Here is a 25,502-nt window from a genome sequence, read left to right as displayed (position 1 = left end):
ATGCAGCGCGACATAGTCCCAAACGGCCCGCAAGTCAAGGAATTCGGGCTCTGCAGCCGTCGAACAGGTAAAACTGTGGTTACTGTAATCGGTTATTTGATATAAGTCGCGAGTTTCAAGCCTGCATTCAAGAAATACACCGGATCGACCGCGCGGCCGTTCTGGCGTACCTCGTAATGCAAATGGGTGCCCGTCGAGCGGCCGGTGCTTCCGGCAAGACCGATCACATCCGAGCGACCGACCGTGTCGCCGGCCCTCACCAGAATCTGCGACATATGGCCGTAACGGGTAGAAATGCCGTTACCGTGGTCGATCTCGACCATGTTGCCATAACCGCCCGTCCAGCCCGCATTGACGACCTTGCCGGGGGCTGTCGGGCGGATCTTTTCACCCGCAGCAAAGCGAAAATCGACGCCGGAATGAAGGGCGAGACGTCCAAGGAAGGGATCACGCCGATTACCGAAGGGGCTGGTGATTTCCTTGCCGATGGCCGGATTGCGGAACGGCAAGGATTCAGCTGTGCTGCGAACCGTTTCGAGCCGGGTCAGTGCGGTATCGAGCTGCGCGAGGGAACTGTTGAAGTTGTCGCCGCTTTCCGGCTCGACATAGGGACCGCCCACAGCGTCACCATCATCGGGGTTGACCGTTGCCTGCTCGGGTAGGGCAATCTTGAAGCGGGAGAGGACTTTCTCGATATTGCTGGCGGCATCGCCCGCATCCACGGTCAGCTGCTCAACGCGGGCGCGCTGCTCCTCCTCGACGCCTTTCAGTGAAAGCGTGACCTTCGAGAACAGACGGTCGGCACGATCGCCGACGGTTTCGGGTGCGGGTACATAGGCAAGCGTGGAGTTGTCGGGCGTTGCCTCGGCAGGTTCGTCGCCGCCTGCCAGGAGCTTGTCGATCGCCCGGGCACCGGCAGAAAGCGACGCACGCTTGTCCTTTGCTTCGGGCACGAGATATTGAGCCGGTATCGTTTCGTCCTTACGCGTCAAGCCGGAATTTTCCGCACGGTCGAGAAGGGAGCCAAACCTGCCGTGGCGCGAGGTCAGCGCCATCTGCTGCTGCATGAGCTTGTCCACCTTGTCTTCCACCAACTGCTGGTCGAGCAGCTGACGCGAGGTGACCCGATCGACCTGCGCACGCAGGGCCGCAATGCGATCTTCATAATCATGCTGCATGCGAGCTTGGCGCGCCATGGTGGCGCCGATCAGATCGTCGCGAAGGACGAGGTAGGAGGTCGCAAGCAGATAGCCGATCACGAAAACGCAGGAAAAGCAGAAGCCCAGGGCCGCCATCCACGGCTTTATGGTTACGTGGCGGACCTTGTCGCCACTGGCGAGAATGAGGATATGTTCCTGCGAACGCTTGCCGAATACGCGATTATGCTGTGCATGCGTCACGGAGAATCTCCCAATTGATGCGCCCGTGCTTCGATCAGGAGTGATTACACATCGTTATGGTTAACAAATGCCTTAGGGTGCATATTGATGCACGTCACGGTTTATAGATTGCTTGTCGATGTCAGCGAACGATAGAAAGAAGGCGTAAGGCCGGCTTCGGCGCGCGCCAAATCGTTGAACGGCGGCTTCAGCGGACCGCGGAAGTTTGCCCGTACCAGCTCCTTGAAGGTCTGGGCCGGGTCGCGCCGCTCGCGGGCGCAGACAAAACGGAACCATTTGGCGCCGATTGCCACATGCCCCTTCTCGTCGTTGTAGATAACATCGAGGACGGCGGCACTTTCGCGATCGCCGGTTTCGCGCATTTTCGCCTGCAGCGAGGGCGTGACATCCAAGCCGCGGGCCTCGAGAATCAGGGGAACGACGGCAAGCCGCGCCGTCAGATCGTTTCTAGTGGCGTGCGCCGCCTGCCAAAGGCCGTCATGCGCGGGCATGTCGCCGTAATCGGCGCCAAGATCCCGCAGCCGCCCGCGCACCAGGCGGAAGTGCTTGGCCTCCTCGAAGGCAACCTGCATCCATCCGTCGAAGAAGGAATTGGGGACTGCTTCGGTGGCAAACCGCGCAACGATATCAAGCGCAAGGTCGACGGCGTTGAGCTCAATGTGAGCGATCGCGTGGAGCAGTGCTATGCGGCCGCTGATGGTGTGCAGCGAGCGCCTCTCGACCTGCGTCGGGGGTACCAGTGCCGGCTTTTCCGGTCGGCCCGGCCTGTCCGGCAGCGAGCCGTCGCGCGGCGAACGCAAGGAAATTCTTCGTGCAAACCAGCGGGTCGCAGCTTCCTGCGCCAGAGCCGTCTTGCGATCGAGATCGGCCGAACGGATGGCCTCGATTGCGCCACCGCGCAGCGATGTCATCGAAAACGTGATCATGCCGTAAGGTTCCTGAGGGCCTTCAATACGTCTTCGGCATGGCCGGGTACCTTGACCTTCTGCCAAATCATCGCAACCGTACCATCGGTGCGGATCAGAAAGGTCGTGCGCTCGACGCCCATGAAATTGCGCCCGTACATGCTCTTTTGCTTCCACACGCCATAGGCCTGCAGCGTTGTTTTCTCCTCGTCCGATGCGAGCGCTACGGAAAGGCCGTGCTTCTTGATGAAGCGTTCGTGGCAACTGACCGAATCAGGAGACATCCCGACGACCGCCGCTCCCGCAGCATCGAATTCGTCGGCCAGAGCGGTAAAGGCCAGCGATTCCGCGGTACAGCCGGTCGTATCGTCTTTCGGATAGAAGAACAGAACCAGCGGCTTCCCGCGGAAATCGGAAAGCGATACCCGCCCGCCGCCGTCGCGGGGAAGGTTGAAATCCGGCGCCGTGGCGCCGATGCCGAGAACTGTCATATGTGGAAACCTTTCTTTCGCCGGGTTTATGGATGACACTATGTCCTGCGGATATATATTGAAGCTGAAATCGTCCAGCCAGACCGGGCGGTTACATTCTAACTCGGGGTTGTCCAAAGCGCATGTCGGTGATCCGCGGCGAAAAGGTTACATTTCGCAAAAAAGACATCGTCGCACTGGATGAGCTTCCCTCCGCACAGGCCGAAGACCCCATCATCGTGCATTGCCCGCCGCCGCGCCGTTCACCTATTCGGCGCGCGGCCCATGTGACGGCTTGTTGCTTTGCCGCCGTTCTGTTTGTCCTTGCGGCGATCATTTTCACCATCGAGAGCGGAATGTTCGACGCGACGCTGTCGCGCCAGGCACAGACCGCCTTGAATTCGGCCATAGGTCCTCGCTACCGGGCAGAGGTGGGCTCGACCGTTATCCGTTTCACGTCCGGTGCACAACTCGCGCTTGAAGCCCGTAACGTCAACATGGTCGATCAGCAAAGCGGGCAGCATCTGTCGACGACCGGCGCGATGCGCATGGCGCTCGATCCGTTCGCGCTCTTTCGCGGCCGTTTGGCCGTGGCGGCGATCGAAGCCGATGATATTGCGCTCGACACGGCCCTCCTGCCGTCCGGCAGCCCGCTGGACTTAAGCAAGCTTCGCATCGACGCAATTCCGCAGGCAATGGAAGCTGCGTTTTATCACCTCGACATCCTGGACGATTTTGTCGAGCGCGGGGGTACGGATACCGTGCGGCTTTCCGGCATCAACATCAAGCTCGCCGATACCGCGAACGGTCCGTTATCGATCGTGGTCGACAATCTGGTCTTTGCACATGCGGGGCCATCTTCGCTGCATTTGACGGGTGAGGTAGCGATCAACGGCGAAGTGGCGATGCTGGACGTCCTTTCTGAAAAGAGCGCCGGGAAAGCGTCGCGGTTCATGGCAAAGCTCACCCACGTCGATCTGAAGCCATTCACCTTGAAGAGGAACGCACTCGGGGAAATTCGGCAGGGCGTGAACAGTTTTGTGGACGTTGCCGTTTCGGCCGTGCGCGGCGCAGGCGATGTTGCACCGTACCTGGCCGCCAGCGCGGATCTTGCGCCGGGGTCGATCTTCGTAGACGCAGACGATCAGCAGCTTTCCGGCGGCCGCATCAATCTCGGCTACGACTTCACGAAGCAGACGCTTGAGATCGCAAGATCACAGGTACAGTTCGGCAACACTGCCATCCCGTTCAACGGCGCAATCATCGACCTCGACAAGCTCGACCCCGCCGTCGGCAAGGGTTTTGGCATCGATCTCCTGATCAGCGGCGGCACGGCCGCGCCGGTGGGGTCGGGAGAACAGCCGCTCCCATTCGATATCCAGACGACGGGCCGCTACCTCGTCGCCTCGCGGGAACTGCAGTTCGCGGGCATGACAGTTTCTAGTCCTCTGGGGCAGCTGTTCGGATCGCTTCATGTCAGGCTCGGCGGCAAATCGCCGGAAATCAGCTTCGTCGGACAGTCGCAGCAGCTTCAGACGGCCGCGATCAAGCAGCTCTGGCCCTTCTGGATGGCGCCCAGGGCGCGCGAATGGGTGCTGGGAAATCTCTTCGGCGGCACGGTCACGAATGCGTCGATCTCCGTATTCATTCCCTCCGGCAAGCTGGACGACGCCGTCGGCAAGGGGCTGAGGCTCGGTGACGAGCAAATCCGCATCAATTTCGATATCGCGAATGCGCGGATGAACGTGGCAGGCGATATTCCGCCGATCCGCGATACGTCCGCCCATTTCGACCTGACCGGCCAGAGAGCCACGATTTCGATCAAGAGCGGCACGTCATATTTCGCCTCGGGCCGTTCCGTCAGCCTCGGAGAGGGTCAGTTCGTACTGCCATCGACTTACCAGAAGCCACTGATGGCGGAAATGAAGCTCGCAATCTCGGGCGATGCCGATGCGGTGGGTGAACTCCTGACCTACAAGCCGGTGCAGGTGCTGCAGCGTGCCGGCCTCGTGCCCGGGGACCTGAAGGGCAAGATCACCGCCAACGTCGAGGCGCGGCTCGGTCTCCTAAGATCGCAGGATCCTCCGCCGCCCGAATGGAAGGCGGCCATGCTGCTCAGCGGAGTCGACGTCGGCAAGCCGGTGTCGGGCAGGATGATTACCAATCTGAACGGCGCGCTCGACGCCGATCCGCAGCAAGTGACGCTCGATGTCGAGGGGCAGATCGACGGGGTGCCCGCCGAGATCGAGCTTGTCGAACCGACCGATAAATCGTCCGGCGTCAAGCCGCAGCGCATCATCACGGCGACGCTAAACAACGCCCAGCGCGCAAAGGCGCTTCCTGGCCTGTCGGGGATCATCGACGGCAGCCTGACGATGCAGCTGACGAAAATCGATGAGGAACGCCAGAATGTTCAGATCGATCTCGACAAGGCGTCGTTGCAGCTTCCCTGGATCGGTTGGGCGAAGGGAAGCGGGATCGGTGCAACGGCGGAATTCGAAGTATCGGGCCCCCCCGAGAATACGCAAATCAGGAATTTCCGTCTGAAGGGCGATGGCTTTGGCGCCACCGGCTCGCTTGCCCTCAGCAAGGGTGATCTCGAGTCTGCCGATTTCGACAGCGTGAGACTTTCCTCCCTCGACGACTTTGCGATATCGATCAGGCGCAGCAGGGGGAATTTCGACGTTTCGGTGTCGGGCAATACCGCAGATGCGCGACCGATCCTTGCGCGACTGAAGAACGGGCAGGGCGACAGCGACGGAGATGGTGGTGGCAGTGCCAGCGTCTCGGTTCGTGCCAAACTCAACAGCGTCGTTGGCTTCAACGATGAAAAGATCGGCAACTTCGAGGCCAAATACGCATCGAGCGGCGGCCGGCTGCAGGCGTTGAACTTTTCCGGCATCACCGGCAGCGGCGAAGCGGTCGTCAGCCAGACGAGGGAAGGCCGTGCCTTGAACATCACGAGCGGCGATGCCGGTGCCGTGTCGCGCTTTGCCGATCTTTATCAGCATATGCAGGGCGGGCTGCTCAATATGTCGATCAGGCTCGGCAACGGCGGCAATTGGGATGGTTCGGTCGATATACGCCGCTTCGCCATCGTCAACGAACAACGCCTGCACTCGATCGTTTCAACACCGGTCGGCGAGAACCAGCGCAGCCTCAATTCCGCCGTCAAACGCAATATCGACACCTCTGCGCAGCGCTTCCAGCGCGGCTTTGCGCGCGTCGTGTCCCGCGGCGGCGTCGTCGGCATCGAAAACGGCGTGGTGCGCGGCGATCAGATCGGGGCCACGTTCCAGGGCGTGATCCGCGATCAGCGCGGCAACATGGATATGACCGGCACCTTCATGCCGGCCTATGGCTTGAACCGGTTGTTTGCCGAGTTGCCGGTCATTGGCATCATTCTCGGCAACGGTTCGGATCGCGGCCTGATCGGCATCACGTTCAAGCTGACCGGCAAGTTCGACCATCCGGCCATGCAGATCAATCCGCTGTCGATCATTGCACCGGGCGTTTTCCGCAACATCTTCGAATTCCAATAAAAAAAGCCGACGCGAGGGCCGGCTTTTCATGGGATTCCGATATCGTGCGGCTCAGGCCGCGCGGCGGACTAAGATGTGCTTCTTCTTGCCGAGCGACAGCTTAATGACGCCATCGGCGGTCATTTCACGGCTGCCGATCACCCTGCGCTCGTCGCTGACCGCTTGGTCGTTGATACGCACGGCGCCGCCCTGAACGTGACGGCGGGCCTCGCCGTTTGAGGCCGCAAGGCCGGCGCGGACCATCAGCGAAAGCAGGCCGATACCGACGTCGAGTTCGGAAGCGGGCACATCGACGGAGGGAAGGTTCTCGGCGATCCCGCCTTCTTCGAAGGTTTTGCGAGCCGTTTCCGCGGCCTCTTCGGCAACGGTGCGGCCATGCAGAATTGCCGTTACCTCGGTTGCGAGTATCTTCTTCACCTCGTTGATTTCCGAGCCACCGAGTGCAGACAAGCGAGCGATCTCATCCATGGGCAGGGTGGTGTAAAGCTTGAGGAAGCGTGGGATGTCTGCATCTTCGGTATTACGCCAGTATTGCCAGAAGTCATAGGCCGGGAACATATCGGCGTTCAGCCAGACGGCACCGGTCGCCGACTTGCCCATCTTGGCGCCGGAAGATGTCGTCAGAAGCGGTGAAGTCAGGGCATGCAGCTGTGTCGTCCCCATACGGTGACCAAGGTCGATGCCGTTGATGATGTTGCCCCACTGGTCGGAACCGCCCATCTGCAGCCGGCAGCCGTAGCGCTTTGCCAGTTCGACGAAGTCGTAGGCCTGCAGGATCATGTAGTTGAATTCGAGGAACGAGAGCGACTGTTCGCGATCGAGGCGCGTCTTAACGCTGTCGAAGGCAAGCATGCGGTTGACCGAGAAGTGACGACCGACATCGCGCAGGAAATCGAGGTAGTTGATCGAGCGTAGCCACTCGGCGTTGTTGATCATCAAGGCGTCTGTCGGACCCTCACCGTAGGTAAGGTAGTTCGAGAAGACACGCTTGATCGAGGCGATGTTGCTTTCGATCGTGTCGACGGTCATCAACTGGCGCGCTTCCTCCTTGAAGGACGGATCGCCTACCATCCCGGTCCCACCACCCATCAGCGAAATCGCGCGGTGACCGGTCTTCTGCAGCCAGTGCAGCATCATGATCTGGATCAGTGAGCCGGCATGAAGGCTCGGCGCCGTGGGATCGAAGCCGATATAGGCCGTCACGGTTTCCTTGGCGAACAGGCTGTCGAGGCCCGCTTCATCGGAGATCTGATGAATGAAGCCGCGCTCTTTCAGGATGCGCAGGAAATCGGATTTGAACTCGGACATGACTTCGTCTCTTCGGGGATGTCGGATTGATACTTGTTGAACTGCCGCGGCGCGTTTAGCACTGTTTTGCCGAAAGTGCACTATTCCGTTCGGATTGTTTTGGAGGATGGATGGGTAAAATAAGAACCGCAATCGGTCTGATGAGCGGAACGTCGATGGACGGGATCGATGTCGCCCTTGTTCGAACGGATGGTGAAGCCCGCGTGGAACGCGGGCCGTTTCTGGGCGTGCCTTATGATCCGGCCTTTCGCGACAGGCTCAAGCTTTCGCTTGAAGACGCGAAATCAATCCTCAGGCGCAACGAACGCCCCGGCGAACTTGCGACAATCGAACGAGAGCTTACGGTGCGTCATGCATCTGCCGTTACGGAGTTTCTCGATCGTTACGCTCTGGATCGAAGCTCGGTCGATGTCGTCGGATTCCACGGCCAGACAGTGCTGCACCGGCCGGACGAGGCGCTGACCGTCCAGCTTGGCGACGGGCGGCTGCTTGCCAGGGAGACCGGCATTCCGATCGTCTACGACATGCGGGCGAACGACATGGTGCATGGCGGGCAGGGTGCGCCGCTCGTACCGGTCTACCATGCGGCACTTTCGGGGACCATTCGAGACGCCAAGCTGCCTGTCTGCTTCGTCAATATCGGCGGCATCTCGAACCTGACCTATATCGGTGGCGACGGCTCGATCGTCGCATATGACAGCGGGCCGGGAAACACCTTGATCGATCAATGGGTCGAGACAAACGCCGGAATACCGTTCGACCAGGGCGGCATGATTGCTTCGGAAGGCAGGATCGTCGCCGAACTGGCCGAACTCTATCTGGAAAACCCCTTCTTTACTGCCGGCAAACGCCGTTCGCTCGATCGCAATGACTTTCTACCGCCGAGCGGAACGGCTGCCGAGCTCGCGGACGGTGCGAGGACGCTAGCCTATGTGGCTGCCGCCTCGATCATCAAATCGGCCGGTCACCTGCCGGTGATGCCGACGCTCTACATCGTCTGCGGCGGCGGACGGCTGAACGGCACGATCATGCGAGATCTTGTGGATCTCGCCGCCCGCCAAGATGCCGACGTGGTCTCCGCCGAGGTTGCGGGCTTCAACGGTGATGCCATGGAAGCCGAGGCCTGGGCCTATCTAGCAGTCCGGTCGCTTGAGGGACTGCCGCTGACTTTTCCGGGCACCACGGGCGTCAAGGAACCAGTCAGCGGCGGCATTCTTGCGAGGCCATGATGGTGGGAACGCTCATTCTGGAAACGTCGCGGCTGCGGCTGGTGATGTGGGACGCAAGCGACGCGGGACTGGTCCTGTCGCTGCATTCGACGATCGGCACAACCCGTTATATGTCGGGCGGCGCGCCTTGGAGCATCGAAAAGTGCGAGGAGCGGCTTGCCAGCTGGTTTAAGGAGAATGCGCACGACGGCACAACGAAGTACAAGCTTCTGAGCAGAGATGACGGCCGTTTCATCGGCCGCGCTGGGATTTCGATGCATGACCGTGAAGAGCACGAATTCGAACTCGGTTATGCGCTTCGCGAGGAAGAATGGGGGAAGGGCTATGCGACGGAAGTGGCCAGTGCGCTTGCGATGTGGTTCTTCGACAAGGGCTTCGCTACGCGTTTCATCGCTTTCACGCATCCGCAAAACTTCGCCTCGCAGCATGTGCTGAGAAAGATCGGAATGCGGCCGATCGCGCCGCGGCTGATCGACGGCTTTGTGGCGCCGACATTCGAGCTCGGCGCCACCCACATTTGATTGTCAGCGAATGCGCTTCGCTGCCGGTTCCGGTACCAGTTCGCCGTTCAGACGCCGGTCGAGATAGTCCTCGCATTCGGCCATAAGCGCTTCGACCTGGCCGTTGAAGAAGTGATTGGCATTCGGTACCGTACGGTGCGTGATGAGGATGCCCTTCTGCGTCTTCAGCTTTTCGACCAGACCGTTGACATCCTTTTCCGGAGCGACCTTGTCGGCTTCGCCGTTGATGATCAGGCCCGACGACGGGCAGGGCGCCAGGAACGAGAAGTCGTAGGTGTTCGGTTGCGGCGCGATCGACATGAAGCCTTCGATTTCCGGGCGGCGCATCAGCAGTTGCATGCCGATCCAGGCGCCGAAGGAATAGCCGGCAACCCAGCAGGTCTTCGAATCGGGATGCAGGCTCTGCACCCAATCGAGCGCGGAAGCAGCATCCGAAAGCTCGCCGGCGCCGTGGTCGAATTCGCCCTGGCTGCGGCCGATTCCGCGGAAGTTGAAGCGCAATGTCGTGAACCCGCGCTTCTGGAACATGTAGAAGAGCTGGTAGACGATCTGATTGTTCATCGTGCCGCCGAACTGCGGGTGCGGGTGCAGGATAAGGGCGATCGGCGCGCTTTTTTCCTTGGAGGGCTGGTAGCGGCCTTCAAGACGGCCGGCTGGGCCGTTGAAAATGACTTCGGGCATTGGTACTCCGGGTTTTTATTTTCGCGTCCCTGCTGCTTAGACTTGACGAACGTTGTCAGCTTTTCTAAAACGCAGTTTAGAACAATTCGAAACTTGCATGCGATCCACGCATCGTGGACGTGTCATAAGGCAAGCCCGGCGGAAATTTCAAGGAAAATGAACCGTGGCAGCCTAGCAGGATCAAGCGCAGGACAAAAGAGCATGGCGACGCCCCGCCTTTATCTTGACTGGAATGCGACATCGCCGCTGCATCCCGCAGCGCGCGAGGCGGTTCTAAACGCGCTCGCTCTGTTTGGAAATCCGAACTCTGTTCACGGCGAGGGCCGCGCCGTTCGCGCTGCAATCGAAGGTGCGCGCCGCCAGATTGCGACGCTGACCGCGGCCGATCCGGCACATGTGATCTTTACCAGCGGCGCGACGGAAGCGGCCAATATGGTGCTGACGCCGGATTTCCACATGGGGCGCACGCCGCTTGCCATCGACCATCTCTATTATTCGGCCATCGAGCATCCGGCAGTGCGCGAAGGCGGGCGCTTTTTGGCTGAGAAGACGACCGAGATTCCTGTTACGTCCTCAGGTGTCGTGGACCTGGCAGCGCTGGAAAGATTGCTTGCAGGGCACGACAGGGCGATGGGCTTGCCGATGGTGGCCATCATGCTCGTCAACAACGAGACGGGTATCGTCCAGCCGGTCCGCGAAGCCGCCAGGATCATAAAGACGTACGGTGGACTTCTCATCGTGGATGCGGTGCAGGCAGCAGGACGCCTGAAGCTCGACATCAACGAGCTCGGTGCCGATTTTCTGATCGTGTCTTCGCACAAGCTCGGCGGGCCGAAAGGTGCCGGAGCGCTTGTTTCGCGCGGGGAGGCTTTGATGCCGAGGCCGCTAATTCGCGGTGGCGGCCAGGAAAAAGGTCACCGGTCAGGGACAGAGAATTCCGTCGCCATTATTGGCTTCGGTGCCGCCGCAGCCGCGGCGATTGCTGAGTTTGACGAGCGTAACAGCAGATTGGAAAGGCTTCGTGCCCGTCTTGAGGACGGAATGCGACGCGCAGCGCCCGGTTTGCTGATTTATGGCGCGGACGGGCCGCGGGTATCGAATACGAGCTTTTTCACGCTTCCAGGTCTCAAGGCCGAGACCGGCCAGATCGCCTTCGATCTGGAAGGCGTTGCGCTTTCGGCAGGCTCCGCCTGCTCGTCCGGCAAGGTCGGCGAAAGCCATGTTCTTGTGGCCATGGGTCGCGACCCGAAAATGGGCGCGCTGCGCATCTCGCTCGGTTTTGCGACGACGGAAGAGGAAATCGACAGGGCCGTCGCCGCCTTTGCGACGATAGCCGGGCGGTGCAGGCCGGCCGGAGAGGCGGCCTAACGGCCTCACTAAATTGCGGAAACGCAAATTTCCGCTTGCCAATCGGGCTGAAAAGCGCCTTTTGGCCACCTACATACGGGGTAAGGAAAATTGCCCCAAGACAAGCTGCCGGACCTTTAGCCGGCGAGATTGGAGAACGACATGCCCGCCGTCCAAGAAACGGTTGAACGCGTCCGCCAGATCGATGTGGACCAGTACAAATACGGTTTCGAAACGATCATCGAGATGGACAAGGCACCCAAGGGCCTGTCCGAAGAGATCATACGCTTCATCTCCGCCAAGAAGCGTGAACCTGAATGGATGCTCGAATGGCGCCTTGAGGCCTACAAGCGCTGGCTGACGATGGACGAGCCCACCTGGGCTCGCGTTGACTATCCCAAGATCGAATTCAATGATATCCACTACTACGCTGCGCCGAAGAGCACCTCCGGCCCGTCGTCGCTGGCTGAAGTCGATCCGGAGCTCCTGAAGGTCTACGAGAAGCTGGGCATCCCGCTGCGCGAGCAGGAAATTCTTGCCGGCGTTGAAAAGCCGAAGATCGCCGTCGATGCCGTCTTTGATTCCGTTTCGGTCGTGACGACCTTCAAGGAAGAGCTGAAAAAGGCCGGCGTGATTTTCATGTCGATCTCCGAAGCGATCCGAGAACACTCCGATCTTGTGCAGAAGTATCTCGGCTCCGTTGTTCCGCAGACCGACAATTACTATGCAACTCTGAACTCCGCGGTCTTCACGGACGGTTCTTTCGTCTTCGTGCCCAAGGGTGTCCGCTGCCCGATGGAGCTTTCCACCTATTTCCGCATCAACGAGAAGAATACCGGGCAGTTCGAGCGCACGCTGATCATCGCCGAAGAGGGCGCCTATGTTTCCTACCTCGAAGGCTGTACGGCGCCACAGCGTGACGAAAACCAGCTGCACGCCGCCGTCGTCGAACTGATTGCGCTGGACGATGCCGAAATCAAGTATTCCACCGTCCAGAATTGGTATCCAGGCGATGCCCAGGGCAAGGGCGGCATCTATAACTTTGTCACCAAGCGCGGCGATTGCCGGGGCGACCGATCGAAGATCTCGTGGACGCAGGTCGAGACCGGCTCCGCCATCACCTGGAAGTACCCGTCCTGCATCCTGCGCGGCGACGATAGCCGTGGAGAATTCTATTCGATCGCCGTGTCAAACGGCCATCAGCAGGTCGACAGCGGCACCAAGATGATCCATCTCGGCAAAAACACCTCGAGCCGCATCATTTCCAAGGGTATTGCAGCCGGCGTGTCGCAAAACACCTATCGCGGACAGGTTTCGGCCCACCGCAAGGCATCGAACGCGCGCAACTTCACCCAGTGCGACTCGCTGCTGATCGGCGACAAGTGCGGTGCGCATACCGTGCCCTACATTGAAGCGAAAAATTCGACGGCACATTTCGAGCACGAGGCGACGACCTCGAAGATCTCAGAAGATCAACTGTTTTATTGCCTGCAGCGCGGCATTCCGGAAGAAGCGGCGATCGCGCTGATCGTCAACGGCTTCGTCAAGGAAGTCCTGCAGGAGCTGCCGATGGAATTCGCCGTCGAGGCGCAGAAGCTCATCAGCATCTCGCTCGAAGGTAGCGTCGGCTGACGCCAACCGAAACGACTACGCGATGGTGCGCGCGGCGCGCCATTCTACGATTGCTTTTTATGGGACATAACCATGCTTGAAATCAGAAACCTGCACGCCCGCATCGCCGAAGACGGCACCGAAATCATCCGCGGCCTGGACCTTACGGTAAAGGCAGGGGAAGTCGCTGCCATCATGGGCCCGAACGGCTCTGGCAAGTCGACGCTCTCCTATATTCTCGCGGGTCGGGAAGACTATGAAGTGACCGAAGGCGACATTCTTTACAACGGCGACAGCATCCTCGAGCTCGACGCTGCCGAGCGCGCTGCCAAGGGCATTTTCCTGGCCTTCCAGTATCCCGTTGAAATCCCCGGCGTCGCCACCATGCAGTTCTTGAAGGTCGCGATGAACGAGCAGCGCAAGGCGCGCGGCGAAGAAGAGCTGAAGACGCCCGATTTCATGCGCCTCGTCAAGGACGCCGCCGGCAAGCTGCAGATCAATACGGAGATGCTGAAGCGCCCGTTGAACGTCGGCTTCTCAGGCGGCGAAAAGAAGCGCGCCGAAATCCTGCAGATGGCCCTGCTCCAGCCGCAGCTTTGCGTGCTCGACGAGACCGATTCCGGCCTCGACATCGACGCGCTTAAGATCGTTGCCGATGGCGTCAACGCGTTGCGCTCGCCAGACCGCGCGGTGGTCGTCATCACCCACTACCAGCGCCTGCTTGATTACATCGTTCCAGACACCGTTCATGTCCTCTATAGGGGCCAGGTGATCAAGTCCGGTGACAAGACGCTGGCGCATGAGCTCGAAGCCAACGGCTACGCCGACATCATCGGAGCGGCAGCCTGATTCAGGCGGAAAGGACGGGTCTCATGAACATGCAGACGACGAGCCGCCTGACTGCCGCGGAAGCGGCGCTGGTTGAGGCTTTTAACAATCAATTCGGCGAACTGCCAGGCGACGGCGCCGTGACTGCGACCCGCGACCGGCTGCTGGATGACCTGAAGAAGGGTGGCCTGCCCACACGACGGATCGAGGCTTGGCACTATACCGACCTCAAGAACCTGCTGCGCGAGGTGCCGGCCACAGCCGGTGACGCCGCCTCGAAAGCGATCGAGCCCTTGATCGAAGGTTCTTCGGTTCTTTCCATCGTGCAGGGCCATGCGGACCCGAGCGCAAGAGCTCACGACGTAGAAATTTCCAGCTATGCGCAACGCCTGATCGACGGTTCGGCTGCGGCCGCGCTCGGCGCGCTCGGGGCGGACGACGCCATCGGTCGCATCAATGGCAGCTTCGTGCGCGACGGCTATGTCGTCGATATTCCCGCAACGACCGAGCTCGACAAGCCGCTGGAGATCGATGTCGTTCACGCCGGCGGGCAGGTCCATACACGGCTACCCGTGTCCTTCGGCGAGAACGTCAAGGCGACCGTGATCGAGCGTCACCTGTCGGTGACCGGCGATGCTGCACTCGTGTCCCATGTCAGTGACATCACGATCGGCGAGGGCACGGAACTTACCTGGATCATCCTGCAGCAGCAAGGGCGCGAGGACACGCACCTCGGCCAGATCCGTATCGATCTCGGCGCCAATGCCAAGCTGAAGCTCTTTGTCATCAACGCTGGCGGAAAGCTCGTGCGCCAGGAACTGCATATTGCGGTCACGGGCGAGGGTGCGGACCTGACGCTCCGAGGCATCAACCTGCTCGGTGGCGATACGCATACCGACGTGACGATGGTGCTTGGCCACAACGTTCCGCACACCGGTTCGACGGAGGTCATCCGCAATGTCGTCTTCGACCGCGCCAAAGGGGTCTTCCAGGGAATGATACGGGTTGCGCCCGACGCGCAGAAGACCGATGCTAAGATGTCCTGCAACACGCTGCTGATGTCGGACGACGCCGATTTCTCGACAAAGCCGGAGCTTGAGATCTTCGCCGACGACGTCCAGTGTGGCCACGGTGCGACCGTTACCGACATCGATGACAATCATCTCTTCTACATGATGGCGCGCGGCATTCCGGAGAACAAGACGCGCGCCATGCTCGTCAATGCCTTCGTTGCGGAGATCGTCGAAGAACTAGAAGACGAAGCACTGGTCGAGGCGCTGGAAGGCGTCATATCGGCCTGGCTCGAAAAATACGCCTGATCGGATAAACGCCATGGACAAGATAGCACCGGCAGCCACCTATGACGTCGAAGCCATCCGCAAGGATTTTCCAATCCTTGCGCGGGAGGTCTATGGCAAGCCACTGGTCTATCTCGATAACGGCGCGTCCGCGCAGAAGCCGCAGGCCGTCATCGATGCCATCTCGCGGACCTATTCGACCGAGTATGCGAATGTGCACCGTGGCCTGCATTTTCTCTCCAATGCCGCAACCGAAGCCTACGAAGGGGCGCGCGAGAAGGTGCGCCGTTTTCTGAATGCACCGTCGACCGACGACATTGTCTTCACGAAATCCTCGACGGAGGCGATCAATACGGTCGCGCATGGCTGGGGCATGCCGAAGATCGGCGAGGATGACGAGATCGTCGTCTCGATCATGGAGCACCACTCCAACATCGTCCCTTGGCATTTTATCCGCGAACGGCAGGGTGCCAAGCTGGTCTGGGTGCCGGTGGACGAAGAAGGTGCCTTTCATATCGAGGACTTCGAGAAGAGGCTCACAGAGCGAACCAAGCTCGTCGCGATCACGCATATGTCGAATGCGCTTGGCACGATCGTTCCAGTCAAGGAAGTCTGCCGGATTGCTCATGAACGCGGCATTCCGGTCCTGATCGACGGTTCGCAAGGTGCCGTGCACCTGCCGGTCGATGTCCAGGATATCGACTGCGATTGGTACGTCATGACCGGCCACAAGCTTTACGGTCCTTCGGGCATCGGCGTGCTCTATGGCAAGAAGGACCGGCTTCGCGAGATGCGCCCATTCCAGGGTGGCGGCGAGATGATCTTCGAAGTGACCGAGGATGAGGTCACCTACAATGACCCGCCGCATCGCTTCGAAGCCGGGACGCCGCCGATCGTTCAGGCGATCGGCCTCGGCTATGCGCTGGATTATATGGAGAAAGTTGGCCGCGAGGCGATTTCGCGTCATGAAGCCGACCTGACGGCCTATGCTGCCGAACGGCTGCGGTCGATCAACTCGCTGCGGGTCTTCGGAACGGCGCCCGGCAAAGGCAGCATTTTTGCCTTTGAACTCGCCGGCCTTCACGCTCACGACGTTTCTATGGTCATTGACCGGCAGGGCGTTGCCGTGCGTGCCGGTACGCATTGCGCCATGCCGCTCTTGAAACGCTTCGGCGTCACCGCCACATGCCGTGCATCCTTCGGCATGTACAATACACGTGCCGAGGTCGATGCCTTGGCCGATGCGCTGGAATATGCGCGCAAGTTCTTTGCATGAGGAGTGTCCGTATGAGCCTGGACGAAAGCGAACAGAAGATCGACGTGCGCGACGGCATCGTGCACTCGAGCATTCCTGCCGATGAACTGGCGCGCCTCAGCGACGACGTCATCGGCGCGTTGAAAACCGTCTACGATCCGGAAATTCCTGCCGACATCTTTGAACTCGGACTGATTTACAAGATCGATATCGAAGACGACCGCATGGTGAAGATCGTCATGACGCTGACGGCTCCGGGCTGCCCGGTTGCCGGCGAAATGCCGGGCTGGGTCGAAAATGCTGTAGGCGCCGTCGAAGGCGTATCAGGCGTCGAGGTCGCAATGACATTCGATCCACCGTGGACGCCAGAGCGCATGTCGGAAGAGGCGCAGGTGGCCGTCGGCTGGTATTGAGGGGCGGGCGGCCGGCTTCAATGAGTGCGATGGGAGAAGGCCGATACCGAGAGCTTTCCTTGCCTCGAGGAAAGTCGCAATTTTCCGACGTACCTTGGCCCGGAGCAAGCAGCGGCTCACTCCTCGCCCGCAAGTTGGCTCCTGTTTCTGGCTCTGCCTCAACGCCCAAACTTCTGGCGCTGAGAGGACATGTGTCAAATGAAATGGCGCAGGACGAATTCGCCCTTGATTAAGGGATTGAAGCATTAGGCACAACTGCCTAGATTAAAAGGACGAAGCGCCGGATCTTGACCCCGGTGTGGAAGGAGAATGAGCCGATGGGCTTTGCAGTGATGAGCATGACCGGCACGGCCGCGGCGCGCGTGAAGGCAATCGTTGAAAATTCGGGGCCGGAGGCCAAGGGCATCCGTGTCGGCATCAAGAAGGGCGGTTGCGCCGGGATGGAGTATACCATCGAGCTGGTGACCGAACCCAATGCCAAGGACGACCTGATCGAACGCGACGGCGCGAAGGTTTGGGTGGAGCCTTCTGCAGTCCTCTATCTGCTTGGAACGGAAATGGACTTCGAGACCACGACGCTGCGCTCGGGCTTCACTTTCACGAATCCGAACCAGACATCGGCCTGCGGCTGCGGCGAATCCGTCGAACTCAAGCCTGCCGATCTCGCAGCACTTGCCGCGCGCGGCGACGCGGTAGTCCCCGCCGCGCACTGAACGCTTCAAGGCCGCGACCGAAAGCCGCCAGCGATGGCGGCTTTGTTGTTTTTGATTTGTCCCTTTCAGGCAGCGAAACAGTTTCTACCTTATGATCATCGAAACGCTGTTTCTGCTCTTTGCCAAAGGCGCGCTCCTCGGCCTCATCATCACAGTGCCGCCGGGACCGATCGCGACGCTCTGCATCAACCGCAGCCTCCATCGAGGTTTCGGATCGGGTGCAGCGATCGGCATTGGGGCCGCTCTTGGCGATGCCTGTTATGGGCTAGTCGCGGCCGCCGGTGTTGCGATGGTTTCGGATATCGTCGATGACTATTCGCTACCGATTGCCGCGGCCGGCGGTGCGCTTTTGATCTTTCTCGGCATCCGCGACCTCATGACGCCGCCCGCCGGCGCCTTGCAGGTCGGTACCCGCGATCTCTTGCGCACGATCGCCTCGACCTTTCTGCTGGCGATTTCGAACCCCGGCGCGCTGCTGTCCTTCGGAGCCCTCTTTGCTGGACTTGGTTTGGTCGATGGCAATACCGTCACCGAGGTGGCATCGATCGTCATCGGCGTGTTTTTCGGGGCCATGGCGTGGTGGATGGCGCTGAGCGCGGCGGTGAATCTCGCCCGCGACAGGATTTCAAGCGATCTCACGCTGCTGATCCGCCGCATTTCCGGGGTGCTGGTCATTGCCTTCGGCGCCGTCGTTCTCGGCTTTGCCGCACGGCTTCTGCTTGCCTGAAGTGTTACGGGCGCCGGTCATACCTGACGGAATGGCGCCTGATCATTGCTCGGCCGAAGCTGTCCATAGGGGGCAAAGTGAAGGCGTGGCACGGCAAGTCGGTTCTGGCAGCTCTGCTGCGTTCTCCCGTGCCTACTTCCGAAAATTCGGTGACCGCCTCCAAGGGCAGGAGGCCATTTAGATAGAGGCTCTCAGCGCTGAATTGCGAGCCGTGGGACCGCAAACCACCCTTGCAAAATGGGTTGATTGAGGTCGCAAGTCCAATTCGGTATGCGAAGGGCGCGGGGGGACAAGGAGCCTCCCCTTACGCTCTCGTCTTGACAGAACTAGGACGATCGTCCTAGTTTTTTCATATCAAACAGGACCTGGAAAATGAATGCCAGCACCCTCAACCCGTGACCTGATTGTCAAAGAGGCGGATGTCCTCTTCTACCAGAGCGGATTCGAGGCTACGTCCTTTGCCGACATTGCCGCAGCCGTAGGCATCTCGCGCGGGAACTTCTATCACCACTTCAAGACCAAGGACGACATACTGGATGCCGTGATTGCCCATCGAATGGAGCGGACACGCGCGATGCTCGACAGCTGGCAAACCGAGAACGAAGGTCCGCGCGAGCGCATACTGTCCTTCATTCATATGCTAATCGCCAACCGAAGCCAGATCATGAACTTCGGCTGCCCTGTGGGAACGCTGTGCTCAGAACTCGCCAAGCTGGACCACGCCGCGCAGGTCCACGCGACGGGGATTTTTGGCCTGTTTCGCGACTGGCTCGCCGTACAGATCCGTGCCCTTGGTGCAGTTGATCGGGCAGAGGTGCTGGCGCTGCATCTCTTGGCTTGGTCGCAGGGGGTGGCAGTATTGGCGACCGCCTTCAAGGACGAGGCGTTCATCTGCAACGAAGTCGCTGGGATCGAGCACTGGCTAGCATCCCTGCCAGAAGGTCCCCGCAATTCCAGTAATTAAGGAGCATCGATGTTCGTCACTTTCTTGAGATTTGCTGAGAACCGCGCCGCCGCGCCGGAATTCATGTCGGCGCATAATGCCTGGATCGCGCGCGGTTTTGCCGATGGCGTGTTTCTCTGCGTCGGTTCGCTCCAGTCCGCCGCGGGAGGCGCAATCATCGCTCATGGGGAAGGTCGTGCTGCGCACGATGCGCGCGTCGCCGCCGACCCTTTCGTCGTGCAAGGGGTCGTGACCGCCGAGACCTATGAAATTGATCCGAAGCGCACTGTTTCCGCCCTCGATTTCGTGAAGGCGGCATGAGCGCGACAACCATTCCCGGCCACTACGACCGCCCTCGTTGTCGCTAGTGCGCAACGGCGCCAGATTACTGCGACTGCCACGACCGCGAGTGGGGCTTCCCGGTCGTGGATGACATAAGGCCATTTGAGAAGCCCTGCCTCGAAAGCTTCCAGTCGGCCTAAGCTTGCGCATATTCCTTGCCAAGCGCGAGAATTTTCGCGCCGCTTTCGCAAAGTTCGATTTCCGCAAGGTGGCGCTGTTCGATAAGGCCGGTGAAGCCTCGTAACGATGACATTAAGAGGTCGCAATTTGCCGTCTACAGGGAGGCGGCCCGAGGCCATTGTTTGGCTAAACCCGCCAAAAATCCCTATCGCGTTTAAATTTGACAGGGTCGCTAGGGTGCCGCCCGATCGCTTGAGGTAAGTATGTCGCCCCCTCCCGCATACGGCGCTTCCAGGGTAGAATTCGAAGCAATAGCGGCAACCAAGGTCGGATATACGCTCTCGAATGGGGAAAGGGCCTCTGGGCGAGGCCTTTACCCTAAAGCTCGCGGGGGGGCAATATGGCGGACATCTGTCAATGACCGCTTGGCGCCCTGCCATATGCTCGGTTATGATTTGCCTTTCCTCTGGCTGATGGAGCTTTCGATGTCCTCAAGCTTTAACGTTTACAACGCGGCCGGTTATGAGCAGCTCATGGGACGCTGGAGCCAAAAGCTCGCGTCGCCATTCATAGCGTTTGCGGGTCTTTCCGATGGTGAGAAGATACTTGATGTCGGTTGCGGCACGGGCAGCCTGACATTTGCCCTTGCCAAGGCCGCGGATCTTAGCGAGATCGCTGCCATCGACTATTCGCCAGTCTTCGTTGAGGAAGCAACCCGGCGCAATACCGATGCGCGCATCAAGATCAGGCAGGCGGACGCTTGCTCTTTGCCTTTCGAAGACGGAGAGTTCGACCGCGTGCTCGCGCTGCTCGTGCTTCATTTCGTGCCCGAGGCAGGCCGGGCCATTTCAGAGATGGCCCGGGTCGCGCGTCCGGGCGGGGTAGTCGCCGCAGCTGTCTGGATCATGTCGGCGGCATGCCCGGTATGCGAATGATGGTCGACACGGTGGCGGCGCTCGGCGAGACCGGGCGACAACTGCGCAATCGCTACTGCTTTCAGCCGATGATGCAGCCTGGCGAAATGAAGCGGACCTTTGTGGAGCAAGGCCTGCTGGAAGTTACCGAAACCCAGCTGATGATCCGCATGGAATACCAAAACTTTAACGATTACTGGGCACCCATTGCTGCAGGCGAAGGACCTCTTGGCAAATATGTCGCGGCGCTCGACGCCGCTGAGCGAGCGCGCATCGATGCTGCCGTGCGCGACGCGTATGAGGCCGGTCGATCCGATGGTCCAAGGTCGTTCGCAAATGTTGCGTGGGCCTGCCGCGGCATCGTTCCCTGAGCCGGCGGGCAGAGGTCAGATCGGCCCCCGCAAATTCCTAAACGCGCTCCTTGAACTTCGCCTGAAGGTTCCTCGGACGGGTAGCCTTCAGGCCCCCGTCAGGTTCAGGGCATGCGTTGCTGCAATCGTTCACCGGATCGACCGGCTCGAACTTGATCCCGCCGACTTCTATTCCGCAGCTTCTGCGTAGCTTTCCACCGGCGGGCAGGTGCAAACGAGATTCCTGTCTCCGTACACATTGTCTACACGGTTGACCGGGGACCAGTATTTGTCGACACGAAAGGCGCCGGGCGGGAAGCAGGCTTGTTCGCGGCTGTAGGGGCGGTCCCATTCGCCGACGAGGTCTTCCACCGTGTGCGGGGCGTTCTTCAGCGGGTTGTTGACCTTGTCCATGCGACCTTCCTCGATAGCACGGGCCTCCTCCCGGATCGCCAGCATTGCCTCGCAGAAGCGGTCGAGCTCGGCCTTGGTTTCGGACTCGGTCGGCTCGATCATCAGCGTGCCGGCGACCGGCCAACTCATGGTCGGGGCATGGAAGCCGCAGTCGATCAGCCGCTTGGCGATGTCGTCGACCGTGATACCTGCGCTATCGGAAAGCGGACGCGTGTCGATGATGCATTCATGCGCGACGCGGCCGCTTTCGGACTTGTAGAGAACCCCGTAGGCGTCCTTCAGGCGGGCGGCTATGTAGTTGGCGTTTAGGATCGCAACCTTGGTTGCCTGCGTCAGGCCTTCGCCGCCCATCATCAGCACATAGCTCCAGGAGATCGGCAGGATCGAGGCCGAGCCGAAGGCCGCTGCCGAGACGGCACCTGAGCGGCCGTCCGTTTCCGGGTGGCCGGGCAGATGAGGCGCCAGATGGGCCTTGACGCCGATCGGGCCCATGCCCGGGCCGCCGCCCCCGTGCGGGATGCAGAAGGTCTTGTGAAGATTGAGGTGGCTGACGTCGGAACCGATGTCACCGGGACGCGACAAGCCGACCATGGCGTTCATGTTGGCGCCGTCGAGGTAGACCTGGCCGCCATGCTTATGCACGAGATCGCAGATCTCCTTCACCGTTTCCTCGAATACGCCGTGCGTCGAAGGATAGGTTATCATGCAGCAAGAGAGATGATCCGCATGCTCTTCCGCCTTGGCTCGGAAGTCGTCCATGTCGACGTCGCCGTTTCCGCGAACCTTGACGACGACGACCTTCATGCCGGCCATCTGCGCGGAGGCGGGGTTCGTGCCATGTGCCGAAGTCGGGATCAGGCAGACGTCGCGATGGCCGTTGCCATTGGCTATATGGTAGTTTCGGATCGTGAGCAGGCCGGCATATTCGCCCTGCGCGCCTGAATTTGGCTGCATGGAGAAGGCGTCGTAGCCGGTCACGGCGCAGAGTTTTTCCGTCAGATCGTCGATCATTTCGCGGTAGCCGAGCGCCTGATCGACCGGAGCATAAGGATGGATATCGGAAAATTCCGGCCAGGTGATCGGCAGCATTTCCGCCGTAGCGTTGAGCTTCATGGTGCAGGAGCCGAGCGGGATCATCGCGCGATCGAGCGCGAGGTCCCGGTCGGAGAGCCGGCGGATGTATCGGGTCATCTCGCTTTCGGCGCGGTTCATGTGGAAGATCGGATGCGTCAGGTATTGGCTTGTGCGCAGCAGATCCTTCGGCAGCCGGTAGGACGGCTCGAAATCGGCGACGGCGAAATTGCCGCCGAAGGCGCGCCAGGCGGCTTCGAGCGTCGCGGGACGCGTACGTTCATCGAGGCTCATGCCGATCTTCGTCGTGCCGACCTTGCGCAGATTGATACCCTCGGCGACGGCCGCGCGCAGGATGAGGCCCTGCATGTGGCCGACATCGACAGTGAGCGTGTCGAAGAAAGTCTCAGGCTCTATCCTGTAACCGAGCTTTTCGAGGCCCTTGGCCATCAGCACGGCCTTCTGGTGGATCTGCTGGGCGATCGCCTTGATGCCCTGGGGACCATGGAAAACCGCATACATCGAGGCCATGACGGCGAGCAGCACCTGCGCCGTACAGATGTTCGATGTCGCCTTTTCGCGGCGGATGTGCTGTTCGCGGGTCTGCAGCGACAGCCGATAGGCGCGATTGCCGCGGGCATCGACCGAGACGCCGACGAGACGGCCGGGCATGGAGCGCTTATGCGCATCCTTGACCGACATAAAGGCCGCATGCGGTCCGCCGTAGCCGACCGGAACGCCGAAGCGCTGTGAGGAGCCGATTGCAATATCGGCGCCCATTTCCCCCGGCGACTTCAGAAGCGTCAGCGCGAGAATATCGGCTGCGACGACGGCGATCGCGCCCGTCTGGTGCAGGCGCGAAATCAGGCCCGTGAAATCATGTATGTGCCCATGCGTGCCCGGATACTGGAAGATGGCGCCGAAGACGTCCACAGGATCGAGGTCCTTGAAGGGGTCACCGACGATGACGGTCCAACCGAGCGGTTCGGCGCGGGTTTCGATGAGTGCGATCGTCTGCGGATGGCAGGCGGCATCGACGAAGAAGGCCTTGGCCTTCGACTTCGCGACGCGCTCGGCAATCGCCATGCCTTCGGCAGCAGCAGTCGCCTCGTCGAGAAGCGAAGCGTTGGCGACGTCGAGACCGGTCAGGTCGCAGATCATCGTCTGGTAGTTCAAAAGCGCTTCCAGTCGGCCCTGGCTGATCTCCGGCTGGTAAGGCGTGTAGGCCGTGTACCAGGCCGGGTTTTCGAGAATGGTGCGCTGGATGACCGGCGGCGTGATCGTGCCGTAATAGCCCTGGCCGATCAGGGAAACGAGGACCTTGTTCTTGTTGGCGGTCTCGCGCAGCTTGTCGAGCGCCTCGCGCTCCGTCATCGGCGCGCCCCACGCAAGCGCCGCCTTCTGGCGGATCGAAGAGGGCACGGTCGCGTCGATCAGGCTGTCGAGGCTGTTGTAGCCTACGACTTTCAGCATGTCGTCCATTTCGGCCGGTGACGGGCCGATATGGCGGCGGTTGGCAAAGTCGTAGGGCTGGTAGTCGGTAAACTGGAATTCTGTCGGCGTCGTCATTGCGCAGTGAGCTCCTTATAGGCTGCTTCGTCAAGCAGGCCATCGGCATCGGCCGGATTCTTGAGCTTCAGCTTGAAGAACCATCCGGCGCCCTGCGGGTCGGAATTGACCAGCGACGGATCGGCAGTGATCGCTTCGTTGACTTCGGTGATCTCGCCGTCGAGGGGACAATAGACTTCCGAGGCAGCCTTCACGGATTCGACGGTGGCTGCATCGTCATTCTTGGAGAAGCTTGCGCCCACTTCCGGCAATTCGACGAAAACGAGGTCGCCGAGCTGCTCGACGGCATATTCTGTAATGCCGACCGTTGCCACGCCGTCTTCGAGCTTCAGCCATTCATGTTCTTCGGTAAATTTCAGCATGGTCTAGTTCCTCTCCGGAAAAATCTTAGCGTTTATAGGTCGGCGTGATGAAGGGCAGGGCGGCAACCGTGGCGGGGAGATACTTTCCGCGTACCTCAGCATAAACTTGGGTTCCAACGGAGGCATGCGAAACCGGCACATAGCCCATGGCAACCGGACCTTCGACACTCGGGCCGAAGCCGCCCGAGGTGACTTCGCCGAGCTCGGTCTTGCCTTCGGCATCCGCATAAAGCTTCGAATGGGCGCGCACTGGCGCCTTGCCTTCCGGCTTCAGGCCAACGCGGCGGCGTGCGGCACCATTGTCGAGTTCATTGAGAATGCGTGCTGCACCCGGAAAGTCCCCAGCGCGCGCTCCGCCCGTCCTGCGAGCCTTCTGTATGACCCATTCGAGCGCTGCCTCGATCGGCGTCGTGGTAGTGTCGATGTCGTTGCCGTAGAGGCAGAGCCCGGCCTCAAGACGCAGCGAATCGCGGGCACCGAGCCCGATCGGCTGTGCATCGGGATGTTCGAGCAACCGCCCGGCGACATCCTCGGCCTTGTCAGCGGGTACGGAGATCTCGAAGCCGTCCTCGCCGCTGTAGCCGGAGCGGGAGACGAGACAGGATATGTCGTGCAGGCGGCAGTGGCGCACGTCCATGAATCTCATCGCCGCCACATCCGCCCACAGTTCAGCCAGCACGTCGACGGCGCGCGGACCTTGCAGCGCGACCAAAGCGCGGTCGAGAAGGGTTATGTCGCAGCGGTCGCCGATGTGCTTCTGCATGTGCGCGACATCGGCCTCCTTGCAGGCGGCGTTGACGACGACGAAGAGATGGTCGTCCAGATGGGTGATCATCAAGTCGTCGAGAATGCCGCCGTTTTCGTCGGTGAAGAAGCCGTAGCGCTGGCGGCCTTCGGCGAGGCCGAGAATGTCGACCGGCACCAGGCTTTCGAGTGCGAGAGCGGCATCTTCATATCTGCCGGATTTCGCTCTTACGACGACCTGGCCCATGTGGGAGACGTCGAAGAGACCGGCGCCGGCGCGTGTCTGCAGGTGTTCCTTCAGCACGCCGGCCGGATACTGCACCGGCATTTCGTAGCCTGCGAAGGGCACCATGCGGGCACCGAGCGAAAGATGCAGCGCGTGCAGCGGAGTTTTCTTGAGGGCAGCAGTATCGTCCAACGACGCC

General features: G+C 60.4%; 21 protein-coding genes and 2 pseudogenes. 15 read left to right on the top strand and 8 right to left on the bottom strand.

Annotated features, from left to right (window positions below; all coding sequences use genetic code 11):
• Positions 1-92: 92 nt before the first annotated feature.
• The 3 genes from AM571_RS10680 to AM571_RS10670 all read right to left on the bottom strand — a co-directional run bounded on the left by AM571_RS10680 (position 93) and on the right by AM571_RS10670 (position 2,796).
• Positions 93-1,400, bottom strand: a complete 1,308-nt coding sequence (locus AM571_RS10680; RefSeq protein WP_074061377.1) for a M23 family metallopeptidase — start codon at positions 1,398-1,400, stop codon at positions 93-95.
• 101 nt (positions 1,401-1,501) lie between these two features.
• Complete coding sequence (locus AM571_RS10675; RefSeq protein ID WP_132554116.1) at positions 1,502-2,326, bottom strand: ferritin-like domain-containing protein; 825 nt, start codon at positions 2,324-2,326, stop codon at positions 1,502-1,504.
• Positions 2,323-2,796 carry a peroxiredoxin gene (locus AM571_RS10670; protein WP_074061376.1) on the bottom strand — a complete coding sequence of 158 codons (474 nt, stop codon included), beginning with the start codon at positions 2,794-2,796 and terminating at the stop codon, positions 2,323-2,325. Before AM571_RS10670 ends, AM571_RS10675 begins: the two co-directional genes overlap by 4 nt.
• A 122-nt stretch (positions 2,797-2,918) precedes the next feature.
• On the opposite strand from AM571_RS10670, the gene AM571_RS10665 reads away from it, so the two are divergent.
• Positions 2,919-6,317 (top strand): DUF3971 domain-containing protein, encoded by a 3,399-nt coding sequence (locus AM571_RS10665; RefSeq protein ID WP_074061375.1) that lies wholly within the window; start codon positions 2,919-2,921, stop codon positions 6,315-6,317.
• A 51-nt stretch (positions 6,318-6,368) separates the two neighbouring features.
• Here AM571_RS10665 and tyrS read toward each other — a convergent pair whose 3' ends face one another.
• Positions 6,369-7,625 (bottom strand): tyrosine--tRNA ligase, encoded by a 1,257-nt coding sequence (tyrS, locus tag AM571_RS10660; RefSeq protein WP_074061374.1) that lies wholly within the window; start codon positions 7,623-7,625, stop codon positions 6,369-6,371.
• 110 nt (positions 7,626-7,735) lie between these two features.
• Here tyrS and AM571_RS10655 point away from each other — a divergent pair, with 110 nt between their 5' ends.
• Together AM571_RS10655 and AM571_RS10650 are read left to right on the top strand one after the other, a co-directional pair.
• On the top strand, positions 7,736-8,854 hold the full coding sequence (locus tag AM571_RS10655; protein WP_074061373.1) for an anhydro-N-acetylmuramic acid kinase: 1,119 nt from the start codon (positions 7,736-7,738) through the stop codon (positions 8,852-8,854).
• Positions 8,854-9,375: a GNAT family N-acetyltransferase gene (locus AM571_RS10650; RefSeq protein ID WP_196776319.1), complete on the top strand. Its 522-nt coding sequence runs from the start codon at positions 8,854-8,856 to the stop codon at positions 9,373-9,375. The genes AM571_RS10655 and AM571_RS10650 overlap by 1 nt, the downstream gene beginning before the upstream one ends.
• 3 nt (positions 9,376-9,378) lie before the next feature.
• Here the strand turns inward: AM571_RS10650 and AM571_RS10645 are convergent, their stop codons facing one another.
• The gene (locus AM571_RS10645; RefSeq protein WP_074061371.1) at positions 9,379-10,056 is read right to left on the bottom strand and encodes an alpha/beta hydrolase; all 678 of its coding nucleotides are present in this window, start codon (positions 10,054-10,056) and stop codon (positions 9,379-9,381) included.
• Between the two features lie 201 nt (positions 10,057-10,257).
• Here AM571_RS10645 and AM571_RS10640 point away from each other — a divergent pair, with 201 nt between their 5' ends.
• The 12 genes and pseudogenes from AM571_RS10640 to AM571_RS10585 all read left to right on the top strand — a co-directional run bounded on the left by AM571_RS10640 (position 10,258) and on the right by AM571_RS10585 (position 20,938).
• Positions 10,258-11,424, top strand: a complete 1,167-nt coding sequence (locus AM571_RS10640; protein ID WP_074061370.1) for a cysteine desulfurase family protein — start codon at positions 10,258-10,260, stop codon at positions 11,422-11,424.
• A gap of 141 nt (positions 11,425-11,565) precedes the next feature.
• The gene (gene sufB, locus AM571_RS10635) at positions 11,566-13,035 is read left to right on the top strand and encodes a Fe-S cluster assembly protein SufB (RefSeq protein ID WP_074061369.1); all 1,470 of its coding nucleotides are present in this window, start codon (positions 11,566-11,568) and stop codon (positions 13,033-13,035) included.
• 72 nt (positions 13,036-13,107) lie between these two features.
• Complete coding sequence (sufC, locus tag AM571_RS10630) at positions 13,108-13,863, top strand: Fe-S cluster assembly ATPase SufC (protein ID WP_074061368.1); 756 nt, start codon at positions 13,108-13,110, stop codon at positions 13,861-13,863.
• Positions 13,864-13,886: 23 nt separating this feature from the next.
• Positions 13,887-15,161: a Fe-S cluster assembly protein SufD gene (gene sufD / locus AM571_RS10625; protein WP_074061367.1), complete on the top strand. Its 1,275-nt coding sequence runs from the start codon at positions 13,887-13,889 to the stop codon at positions 15,159-15,161.
• Between the two features lie 13 nt (positions 15,162-15,174).
• Positions 15,175-16,416 carry a cysteine desulfurase gene (locus AM571_RS10620; RefSeq protein ID WP_074061366.1) on the top strand — a complete coding sequence of 414 codons (1,242 nt, stop codon included), beginning with the start codon at positions 15,175-15,177 and terminating at the stop codon, positions 16,414-16,416.
• An 11-nt stretch (positions 16,417-16,427) separates the two neighbouring features.
• Complete coding sequence (locus AM571_RS10615; protein WP_074061365.1) at positions 16,428-16,808, top strand: SUF system Fe-S cluster assembly protein; 381 nt, start codon at positions 16,428-16,430, stop codon at positions 16,806-16,808.
• Between the two features lie 317 nt (positions 16,809-17,125).
• On the top strand, positions 17,126-17,521 hold the full coding sequence (gene sufA / locus AM571_RS10610) for a Fe-S cluster assembly scaffold SufA (RefSeq protein WP_074061364.1): 396 nt from the start codon (positions 17,126-17,128) through the stop codon (positions 17,519-17,521).
• 91 nt (positions 17,522-17,612) lie between these two features.
• On the top strand, positions 17,613-18,248 hold the full coding sequence (locus AM571_RS10605; RefSeq protein WP_237358542.1) for a LysE family translocator: 636 nt from the start codon (positions 17,613-17,615) through the stop codon (positions 18,246-18,248).
• Positions 18,249-18,624: 376 nt separating this feature from the next.
• A complete protein-coding gene (locus tag AM571_RS10600; protein ID WP_074061363.1) occupies positions 18,625-19,212 on the top strand; it encodes a TetR/AcrR family transcriptional regulator in 588 nt (195 codons plus the stop codon).
• 9 nt (positions 19,213-19,221) lie between these two features.
• A complete protein-coding gene (locus AM571_RS10595) occupies positions 19,222-19,512 on the top strand; it encodes a YciI family protein (RefSeq protein WP_074061362.1) in 291 nt (96 codons plus the stop codon).
• Positions 19,509-19,753: pseudogene (locus tag AM571_RS36935) on the top strand (DNA-3-methyladenine glycosylase I); the annotation flags it as partial. The gene AM571_RS10595 and the pseudogene AM571_RS36935, both read left to right, overlap by 4 nt.
• Before the next feature lie 385 nt (positions 19,754-20,138).
• Positions 20,139-20,938, top strand: a pseudogene (locus tag AM571_RS10585) (class I SAM-dependent methyltransferase).
• A 168-nt stretch (positions 20,939-21,106) separates the two neighbouring features.
• On the opposite strand, the gene gcvP reads toward AM571_RS10585, so the two are convergent.
• From gcvP to gcvT, 3 genes are read right to left on the bottom strand one after another with little or no spacing between them, the layout of a single operon-like run.
• Positions 21,107-23,971, bottom strand: coding sequence for an aminomethyl-transferring glycine dehydrogenase (gene gcvP, locus AM571_RS10580; protein ID WP_074061361.1), 2,865 nt, complete (start codon positions 23,969-23,971; stop codon positions 21,107-21,109).
• Positions 23,968-24,333, bottom strand: coding sequence for a glycine cleavage system protein GcvH (gene gcvH / locus AM571_RS10575; RefSeq protein ID WP_074061360.1), 366 nt, complete (start codon positions 24,331-24,333; stop codon positions 23,968-23,970). Before gcvH ends, gcvP begins: the two co-directional genes overlap by 4 nt.
• A 25-nt stretch (positions 24,334-24,358) precedes the next feature.
• Entirely contained in the window at positions 24,359-25,495 is a 1,137-nt protein-coding gene (gcvT, locus tag AM571_RS10570; protein WP_074061359.1) for a glycine cleavage system aminomethyltransferase GcvT, read from the bottom strand.
• Between the last annotated feature and the right edge of the window lie 7 nt (positions 25,496-25,502).

Origin of the sequence: Rhizobium etli 8C-3, from assembly GCF_001908375.1 — a bacterium.
Lineage (GTDB): Bacteria > Pseudomonadota > Alphaproteobacteria > Rhizobiales > Rhizobiaceae > Rhizobium > Rhizobium etli_B.
The sequence above is the reverse complement of the archived record's forward strand: the minus strand, read 5'-3'. Positions and strand labels throughout refer to the sequence as shown.